The organism is Acinetobacter sp. 18QD2AZ41W (genome assembly GCF_009829025.1).
Classification (GTDB): domain Bacteria; phylum Pseudomonadota; class Gammaproteobacteria; order Pseudomonadales; family Moraxellaceae; genus Acinetobacter; species Acinetobacter pseudolwoffii.
The window spans coordinates 1-836 of the sequence record NZ_WURP01000060.1; the positions used below are offsets into that span (position 1 = coordinate 1).

Consider the following 836-nt stretch of genomic DNA (forward strand, 5'->3'; position numbering starts at 1 on the left):
TAATTAATAACCGTGCATCCAATATATTTAAGTAGACCCCTATTTACAATCCTAAATTGACACCATTTAGGATTTTTTTTGCTTATTTTATTGTTTTAAGGGTCTTAGGGTATCCCTAACAAGGCACAAAGTACCCTTTGTGTATCCTTGCTTGAGTTATCCAGGTATTTACAGAGGATGCGGAGTGCATCCGAACTGACATAATTAGAATTACAAAACCTTCTTTTCCCTGATTACAGGCTCCCTGTTGATTCAAAGCGGTAAAAACAGAGCTTTGCGAACTGATATACACCAATTCCCACCCCCACACATGAAGGCTCGCCTATGTGGGGGGTTGTGTTTGATATTAAATTACGTGACCACTGGGCTTGTCTCTATATTAACAAGTCAGACACCATATCTTTTTTTTTGACAGATTCTTATGATTTTTATAAAAACCTATCTTTATTCAATAATTTAATTTTACCGGCTTAATCTTGCCAATCCTTCTATCATTAGCTCCATTTCTTCAATCTGGTTGTTTATATCTGCCCAGATATTTAGCAATGCTTTCTGTTCTTTCATGTCACTCATTGAAGTTATTTTTAAATCTTTGATGTCCTCTTTGAGCTGCTTTGCTGTTTCTAATTTATCGTTTTTCAGTTGTTCGAGTTTTTCTGAAATTTTCATTTTCGCACCTATGTAGTGAATTATCATTATGGTGGAAGTTGGAGAAGATTAGGAAATACTTACCCTTAAGCAACTATTACGGTCGCTTAGAGAAGTATTCCCCTATATCACTACGGAGCCAAGCCATCGTGTCATAGGAACGCATCAGAGTGTAATCCTGCGTCTGT

At 36.6% G+C, this 836-nt stretch carries 1 protein-coding gene; it reads right to left on the minus strand.

All coding sequences use genetic code 11. The annotated features are described in order from the left end of the window. Nucleotides 1-462: 462 nt before the first annotated feature. Nucleotides 463-669 carry a hypothetical protein gene (locus GVV58_RS15240; RefSeq protein ID WP_159516862.1) on the minus strand — a complete coding sequence of 69 codons (207 nt, stop codon included), beginning with the start codon at nt 667-669 and terminating at the stop codon, nt 463-465. Nucleotides 670-836 lie beyond the last annotated feature (167 nt).

What these genes read in the sequence shown, in the direction of transcription:
- GVV58_RS15240 (WP_159516862.1), bottom strand. Translation starts at nt 669, where the DNA reads ATGAAAATTTCAGAAAAACTCGAACAACTGAAAAACGATAAATTAGAA.